The following is a 7,733-nucleotide window of genomic DNA, read 5'->3' as shown; positions in this document are numbered from 1 at the left end:
GGGCGGGGGATCGGCCGGGCGAAGCCCTCGACGATTCGCCGCCCAACCCATCCACTTTCAGCGGCGCACCCGCGATCGAGCGCAGCAGGCTCAGTAGTCGGCGAAGACGGCGTATCCACGCTCGGCGCACCGCCGGTAGAAGGCGGCCAGGATGGCCAGCTCCGTGCGCTGGAAGGTCCAGTGCGGCGCGTTGCCGGCGTCGTCGCGCAGCGCCGACAGCCGGTGTTCCAGCCAGCGCAGCTGCTGGTCGGCCAGCCGGCCCGCGGTCACCGCGGCCCGCAGGACCGCCGCCACGCTGTCGAAGGTGACCAGGTCACCGTGTCCCTGATGGCCCTCGACGAACCGCTCCAGCCCGCCCGCGATCCACGCGCAGCCGTCCGGGTCGATCACCGGGTCCTCGTCCTCCGCGGCGGCGTCCGTCGCGTAGAGCACGCCCTCGAGCCCGAGCAGAAGATCAACCAATTCCGTGTACGCGGTCGCGCGCACCGTGCCCGTCTTGGCGATGTGCAGCGCCAGGGCACCGGTCGGCGCCGCCACGTCGGACCGGTCCGCCACCTCGCCGAAGTCGACGAACTCGGCCGGCTGCACCGGGTCGTAGTACTGGTTGGTCCGCGGCCAGTGCACCGCGACGTTCTCCAGTCCTTTGTCCAGCGCCATTCGGGCCACCTCTCCCCGGCTTCGTTGCGGCGAAAGGTTACGACATAACCGCTCGCCGTCGTGAGGCAGTGTCGCAGCGCGTGGCCGTCGAGCCGTGCAGGCGCGCCCCATCGGACATCACCTGGATCATTCGCCGTCGCCGGCCAGGTGTGGCCCGTGTGGGGGGACGCGTGGGAGGCGGGGTCGATGGCGCTACGGCAATCTGAGGCACCCCAACGGGGTGCCGGACCCCCGATAAGTCGCGTCGGCGGAGTAGAATCGATGGAGACCGGGATTCCGCGAGGCTGGCCGTCGCACTGAGTTGTCTGACGTCACGCTACGCGGTTTTCCAGCCGATCACGATCCGCGGGTGACCCGCGGCGACCGGCGTGCTCGGTTCCACCGGTGGACCGCCCCCTTCCTGCGGGTTTGTCATCAGTGGTGCCCTGCGCGCCGGCCGCCACCGGTCACCCGCCAACCCCGTGACGGGCCCGATGGGCCCGGTGCGAGAAAGTGGCCGAGGGTGGCAGAGAAAAAGCAGGAGTACGGCGCAGAGTCAATCACCGTGCTGGAGGGCCTGGAGGCTGTTCGCAAGCGTCCTGGCATGTACATCGGCTCGACCGGCGAGCGCGGTCTGCACCACTTGGTGCAGGAGGTTGTGGACAACGCGGTGGACGAGGCCATGGCCGGCTACTGCGACACGATCTCGGTGGTCCTGCTGTCCGACGGCGGCGTCTCGGTCACCGACAACGGCCGCGGTTTCCCCGTCGACCTGCACCCCAAGCTGAAGAAGCCGGGCGTCGAGGTGGCGCTCACGGTCCTGCACGCCGGCGGCAAGTTCGACGGTAAGGCGTACGCGGTCTCCGGCGGCCTGCACGGCGTCGGCGTCTCGGTGGTGAACGCCCTGTCCACCAAGATGGCCGTCGAGATCCACAAGGGCGGCCACGTCTACCGGCAGAAGTACGCGGCGTCCAAGCCCGGCCCGCTGGAGAAGGGCGAGGAGACCTCGATCACCGGGTCGACGGTCCAGTTCTGGCCCGACCCGACGATCTTCGAGACCGTCGAGTTCGACTTCCAGACCATCTACCGCCGGCTGCAGGAGATGGCGTTCCTCAACAAGGGCGTCACCATCTCACTGATCGACGAGCGCCCCGATCATCTGGACGAGCACGGCAAGCAGCGCCAGGTCACCTTCATGTACGAGAACGGCATCGCCGACTTCGTCCGGCACCTGAACGCCACGAAGAACGCGATCCACAAGACCGTGATCATGTTCGAGGCCGAGGACAAGGACGCGGGCATGGCGCTGGAGATCGCCATGCAGTGGAACGAGTCGTTCTCCGAGTCGGTCTACACCTTCGCCAACACGATCAACACGCATGAGGGCGGCACCCACGAGGAGGGCTTCCGGGCCGCGTTGACCGGCATGGTCAACCGGTACGGCGCGGAGAAGAAGTTCCTCAAGGGCGACGAGAAGCTCTCCGGCGAGGACGTCCGCGAGGGCCTGGCCGCGATCATCTCGGTGAAGCTGGCGAACCCCCAGTTCGAGGGCCAGACCAAGACGAAGCTCGGCAACACCGACATGAAGGGCTTCGTGCAGAAGGTCGCCAACGACCAGCTCGCCGATTGGTTCGAGCGCAATCCGGCCGAAGCCAAGATGATCATCACGAAGGCGTCCCAGGCGGCCCGTGCCCGGATCGCCGCGCAGCAGGCCCGCAAGCTGGCCCGGCGCAAGTCGCTGCTGGAGTCCGGGTCGATGCCGGGCAAGCTGGCCGACTGCCAGTCCACCGACCCGTCTGTCTCCGAGCTGTTCATCGTCGAGGGCGACTCGGCCGGCGGCTCGGCCAAGCAGGGCCGCGACAGCCAGATCCAGGCGATCCTGCCGATCCGCGGCAAGATCCTCAATGTGGAGAAGGCCCGGATCGATCGGGTGCTGAAGAACAACGAGGTCCAGGCGCTGATCACCGCGCTGGGCACCGGCATCCACGAGGAGTTCGACATCGCCAAGCTGCGCTACCACAAGGTGGTGCTGATGGCGGACGCCGACGTCGACGGCCAGCACATCCAGACGCTGCTGCTGACCCTGCTGTTCCGGTTCATGCGTCCGCTGGTCGAGGTGGGTCACGTCTACCTGGCCGCGCCGCCGCTTTACAAGATCAAGTGGAATGCGAAGGGCGACGACGCGCAGTACGCGTACTCCGACCGTGAGCGCGACGGGCTGATCGCGCTGCGCCAGCAGAAGAAGCCGAACGCGAAGCCGAACGACATCCAGCGGTTCAAGGGCCTCGGCGAGATGAACTTCCACGAGCTGTGGGACACCACGATGGACCCGTCGACCCGGACGCTACGCCAGGTGACGCTGGACGACGCGGCGACGGCCGACGAGTTGTTCAGCGTGCTGATGGGCGAGGACGTGGAGGCGCGGCGCTCGTTCATCCAGCGCAACGCCAAAGACGTGCGTTTCCTGGACATCTGAGACGGGTGGGCGGTGCCGGGAGCGGTACCGCTCACCCTGGGTTATGCACAGCTTCGGCCTCTTTCCACAACGTTATCCACAGCGATATGCGCGCTCCAGGCCTTTATGTCTGGTTTTACCTTCAGTAAGGGTTAACTGTGACTGACACTCCCGAGACTCCGGCCGCCGACGAGCCCCAGGACGACAGCGGCGCCGGCGTCGCGCAGCGCGTCGAGCCGGTCGGCCTCGAGGTCGAGATGCAGCGCTCGTACCTCGACTACGCGATGAGCGTCATCGTCGGGCGCGCCCTGCCCGACGTCCGCGACGGCCTCAAGCCGGTGCACCGCAAGATCCTTTACGCGATGTACGACGCCGGCTTCCGCCCGGACCGCGGGTACGTGAAGTGTGCGCGCGTGGTCGGCGACGTGATGGGCAACTACCACCCGCACGGCGACAGCTCGATCTACGACGCCCTGGTCCGCATGGGCCAGCCGTGGTCGCTGCGCTACCCGCTGATCGACGGCAACGGCAACTTCGGCTCGCCGGGCAACGACCCGCCGGCCGCCATGCGGTACACCGAGTCGAAGCTCGCGCCGCTGGCCATGGAGATGCTGCGGGACATCGACGAGGACACCGTCGATATGCAGGACAACTACGACGGCCGGGCCAAGGAGCCGACGATCCTGCCGGCGCGGTTCCCCAACCTGCTGGTCAACGGCTCCGAGGGCATCGCGGTCGGCATGGCCACGAAGATCCCGCCGCACAACCTGCGGGAGATCGCGGCCGCGGTGCAGTGGTGCCTGGACAACCCGGACACCGACGAGGCCACGACGCTCGAGGCGCTCCTCGGGATCGTCAAGGGACCGGATTTCCCGACCCGGGGGCTGATCGTCGGCCAGCAGGCGATTCAGGACGCCTACCGGACCGGTCGAGGGTCGATCCGGATGCGCGCCGTCGTGGAGGTCGAGGAGGACGCCCGGGGCCGCCCGTGCCTGGTGGTCACCGAGCTGCCGTACCAGGTGAACCCTGACAACCTCGCCGAGCGGGTCGCCGAGCTGGTCAAGGAGGGCAAGCTCACCGGCATCGCGGACATCCGGGACGAGTCCTCCGGGCGTACCGGCATGCGGTTGATCCTGGTTCTGAAGCGCGACGCGGTCGCCAAGGTGGTCCTGAACAACCTGTACAAGCACACCCAGCTGCAGGAGACGTTCGGCGCCAACATGCTCGCCCTGGTCGACGGGGTGCCGCGCACGCTGAACCTGGCGCAGTTCATCCGCTACTACGTCGAGCACCAGATCGAGGTCATCCGCCGGCGGACGGCGTTCCGGCTGCGCAAGGCGGAGGAGCGCGCGCACATCCTGCGTGGTCTGGTGAAGGCGCTGGACATGCTCGACGAGGTGATCGCCCTGATCCGGCGCTCGCCGACGGTCGAGGAGTCGCGGCAGGGCCTGATGCAGCTGCTCGAGGTCGACGAGATCCAGGCCAACGCGATCCTCGACATGCAGCTGCGGCGCCTGGCCGCGCTGGAGCGTCAGAAGATCATCGACGAGCTGGCCAAGATCGAGATCGAGATCGCCGACCTCAAGGACATCCTCGCCAAGCCGGAGCGGCAGCGGGCGATCGTCAAGGAGGAGCTCGCCGAGATCACCGCGAAGTTCGGCGACGATCGCAAGACGCAAATCATCCCGTTCGACGGTGAGGTCTCCATGGAGGACCTCATCACTCGCGAGGACGTTGTGGTGACCATCACACGGACGGGTTACGCGAAGCGCACGAAGGTCGACATGTACCGGTCGCAGAAGCGCGGCGGCAAGGGCGTGAGCGGCGCATCCCTGCGTCAGGACGACATCGTCAGCCACTTCTTCGTGATCTCCACGCACGCGTGGATCCTGTTCTTCACGAACAAAGGACGGGTGTACCGGGCCAAGGCGTACGAGCTGCCCGAGGCCAACCGGGTGGCGAAAGGTCAACACGTCGCCAACCTGCTGGCCTTCCTGCCGGACGAGCACATCGCCCAGGTGATCCAGATCCCGAACTACCAGGTGGAGCCCTATCTTGTGCTCGCCACTAAGAATGGTCTGGTGAAGAAGACCCGACTCGAGGAATTTGACTCCAACCGCAGCGGTGGCATCATCGCCATCAACCTGCGGGAGGATGACGAGTTGGTGGGCGCGACGCTGGCCGCGCCGGAGAATGACCTGTTGCTCGTGTCGAAGAAGGCACAGGCGATCCGGTTCAACGCCACGGACGAGGCGTTGCGGCCGATGGGACGGGCCACCTCCGGTGTCATCGGCATGCGCTTCGGCGACAGTGACGAACTCCTCGCGATGGAGGTGGTTCGTGAGGGCATGGACGTTTTGGTCGCAACCAACGGCGGGTATGCGAAGCGGACGCCGATCGAGGAGTACCCGGTGCAGGGCCGGGGTGGGAAGGGCGTTCTGACCGCGAAAATCACGGAGCGTCGTGGTGCACTGGTCGGTGCGTTGGTGATCAGCCCGGAGGATGAACTGTTTGCCATCACCAGCAATGGTGGTGTCATCCGGACTCCCGTGAAGCCTGTACGGCGCACGCGGGATCGGAACACAATGGGGGTCAAGCTCATGGACCTCCCAGAGAGTGTGACCATCGTGGCGCTTGCTCGTAATGCCGACGAGCCTGACGAACAGGACGATTGATGACGGAGACAACGGCGAAGTCGGGGGGCTCGGGGACCTCGACATCTCCGGTCGGTGAGACGCCGGGCAAGAACGGCGCCGATGCGGCCGGCCGCGATGCCTCCGGCCGTCCGGCTGCGCCCGACGGCTCAGTCTTTAGTCCGGCCAAGGGTGGTGGCGGGGCTGCGGACGGCTCTTCCGCGCCGAAGTTCACGCGCGCTCCCGGCATGGCTCCACCGCCCGGCGATCCGGGTGGGGACAAAGACGAGGCGAAGCGGCCGGGTGGCCCCGCTGTGGCGAAGGGGTCCGCGACCGTGCCGATCGTCACCAAGGGCAACAGCGGTGCCCCTTCGGGCGCTAATCAGAACCGACCCGGCGGCGCTGGGGGTGGCGGCGGCAATCAGGCCGGGCGTTCCGGTGTGATGCCGCAGGCCGCTCCGCCGCGGACCGGTGCCGCTCCGGCCGAGACCGGCAAGCGTCCCGGCGGCGCGGCGGGCGCTGCCGCGGTGGGTGCCGCTCGGGTGACCGAGACGGTGCGCGCGGCGCGCCAGACCGTGACCTCGGCTGCCGCGCGTGGTCCGCGCCGGGCCCGGCTGAACCTGAAGCGCATCGACCCGTGGTCGGTGATGAAGTTCTCGTTCGCCGTGTCCGTGGTGCTGTTCATCGTGGTCGTGGTGGCCACCAGCGTGCTCTACCTGGCGCTGGACGCGATGGGCGTGTGGGGCGAGGTGAACCGCAGCCTGGGCGACCTGGTCAACGCCAGCGGCGGCTCGCCCGGCGGCGGCTTCCGGGTGACCGCCTGGGGTGTCATCGGCACGTCGATGCTGGTCGGAGCGGTGAACGTGGTGCTGTTCACGGCGCTGGCGACGCTGGGCGCCTTCATCTACAACGTCTGTGCCGATCTGGTCGGCGGCGTCGAGTTGACGCTCGCCGAGCGCGACTGATCGACGTCACCGTCGGGGGCAGCCTGGTGGCTGCCCCCGATTTTGGGTGGCGGTGCGCGGTACGCTAACCTCGGTGTCGCGTTACGGGGCTATAGCTCAGTCGGTTAGAGCGCAGAGCTGATAACTCTGAGGTCGCTGGTTCGATTCCAGCTAGCCCCACCCTTATCGGCCAGGGCAGCCGCAAATTCGCGAGGGGACCACGCATGCTGAAGAAGATCCTGATCCTCGCCGGCGTGGTCGGTGCGGCGGCTCTGATCGTCAAGCGGGTCAAGGCGTCCAGCGACGAGCGGGCGTTGTGGCACGAGGCGACGACGGCACCCGACCTGCGCTGACTTCCGGCGCTACCCGGGGCCCTAGCTCAACTGGCAGAGCACCGCCTTTGCAAGGCGGGGGTTAGGGGTTCGAGTCCCCTGGGCTCCACCGAAATCCCTTCCTTACGGTTTCGCGGCGGCGACCGCGGCCCGGACCTTCTCCACCGATGCGGGCGTGCCGGCCGGGTCCTCCACAGAGCCGTAGGGCGGCCCGTACGCCGGCTGGCCCGGCTCGACCCGCCAGCTGTCCGCGAGCGTTCCGACGTCGACCGTGTCGAATCCGATCGCGTCCAGGAACGCCGTCGCTGCCTGCTTGGCCTCGGAGTCGTCGCCCGCGATGGTCAGCGCGGTCCGATCCGCCGCGCCGGCCGGGCGTGCGAGTGCGCCGAGGTGCGCGGAGTAGATGTTGTTGAAGACCTTCACCAGCCTGGCCGTGCCGAGGTGCTCCTGCTCGAGCTCCGAGCTGGTCCGCTTGCCCTCGTCGAGCTCGGCGAACTGCCCGTCGCGCTGCGCGTAGTAGTTGTTGGTATTCAGCACCACCTTGCCGGCGAGCTCGGCGACCGGGACGTCGCGGAACGCCTTGAACGGGACGCTGACCACGACCAGGTCGCCCGCCGCGGCCGCCTCGGCCGCGGTCGCCGCGCGAGCCCGCGGGCCGAGCGCCCCCCCGATGCCGCCTCGGCCGCGGTCGCCGCGCGTGGTGCGGACCCCGACGGCGTGACCCGGCGCCACC

The 7,733-nt window shown here is 68.0% G+C and carries 6 protein-coding genes and 2 tRNA genes; 6 read left to right on the top strand and 2 right to left on the bottom strand.

Translation table 11 applies throughout. The annotated features are described in order from the left end of the window. Positions 1-90: 90 nt before the first annotated feature. The gene (locus AB0M20_RS17535) at positions 91-657 is read right to left on the bottom strand and encodes a hypothetical protein (protein WP_364299251.1); all 567 of its coding nucleotides are present in this window, start codon (positions 655-657) and stop codon (positions 91-93) included. Positions 658-1,159: 502 nt separating this feature from the next. Between AB0M20_RS17535 and gyrB the strand changes: the two genes are divergently transcribed. From gyrB to AB0M20_RS17505, 6 genes are all read left to right on the top strand, one after another. Continuing rightward, positions 1,160-3,112, top strand: a complete 1,953-nt coding sequence (gene gyrB / locus AB0M20_RS17530) for a DNA topoisomerase (ATP-hydrolyzing) subunit B (RefSeq protein ID WP_364299249.1) — start codon at positions 1,160-1,162, stop codon at positions 3,110-3,112. A 137-nt stretch (positions 3,113-3,249) separates the two neighbouring features. Then, positions 3,250-5,766, top strand: a complete 2,517-nt coding sequence (gene gyrA, locus AB0M20_RS17525; protein ID WP_364299247.1) for a DNA gyrase subunit A — start codon at positions 3,250-3,252, stop codon at positions 5,764-5,766. Beyond that, complete coding sequence (locus AB0M20_RS17520; RefSeq protein ID WP_364299245.1) at positions 5,766-6,689, top strand: DUF3566 domain-containing protein; 924 nt, start codon at positions 5,766-5,768, stop codon at positions 6,687-6,689. The genes gyrA and AB0M20_RS17520 overlap by 1 nt, the downstream gene beginning before the upstream one ends. A gap of 85 nt (positions 6,690-6,774) precedes the next feature. Beyond that, positions 6,775-6,848: transfer RNA gene (locus AB0M20_RS17515), tRNA-Ile, on the top strand. Positions 6,849-6,892: 44 nt separating this feature from the next. Further along, on the top strand, positions 6,893-7,021 hold the full coding sequence (locus AB0M20_RS17510) for a DLW-39 family protein (protein WP_364299243.1): 129 nt from the start codon (positions 6,893-6,895) through the stop codon (positions 7,019-7,021). Positions 7,022-7,036: 15 nt separating this feature from the next. Beyond that, positions 7,037-7,109: transfer RNA gene (locus AB0M20_RS17505), tRNA-Ala, on the top strand. A 14-nt stretch (positions 7,110-7,123) separates the two neighbouring features. Here AB0M20_RS17505 and AB0M20_RS17500 read toward each other — a convergent pair. Next, the gene (locus AB0M20_RS17500) at positions 7,124-7,732 is read right to left on the bottom strand and encodes an NAD(P)-binding domain-containing protein (RefSeq protein WP_364299241.1); all 609 of its coding nucleotides are present in this window, start codon (positions 7,730-7,732) and stop codon (positions 7,124-7,126) included. Position 7,733 lies beyond the last annotated feature (1 nt).

Source organism: Actinoplanes sp. NPDC051633, from assembly GCF_040681735.1.
GTDB lineage: Bacteria > Actinomycetota > Actinomycetes > Mycobacteriales > Micromonosporaceae > Actinoplanes.
The sequence above is the reverse complement of the archived record's forward strand: the minus strand, read 5'-3'. Positions and strand labels throughout refer to the sequence as shown.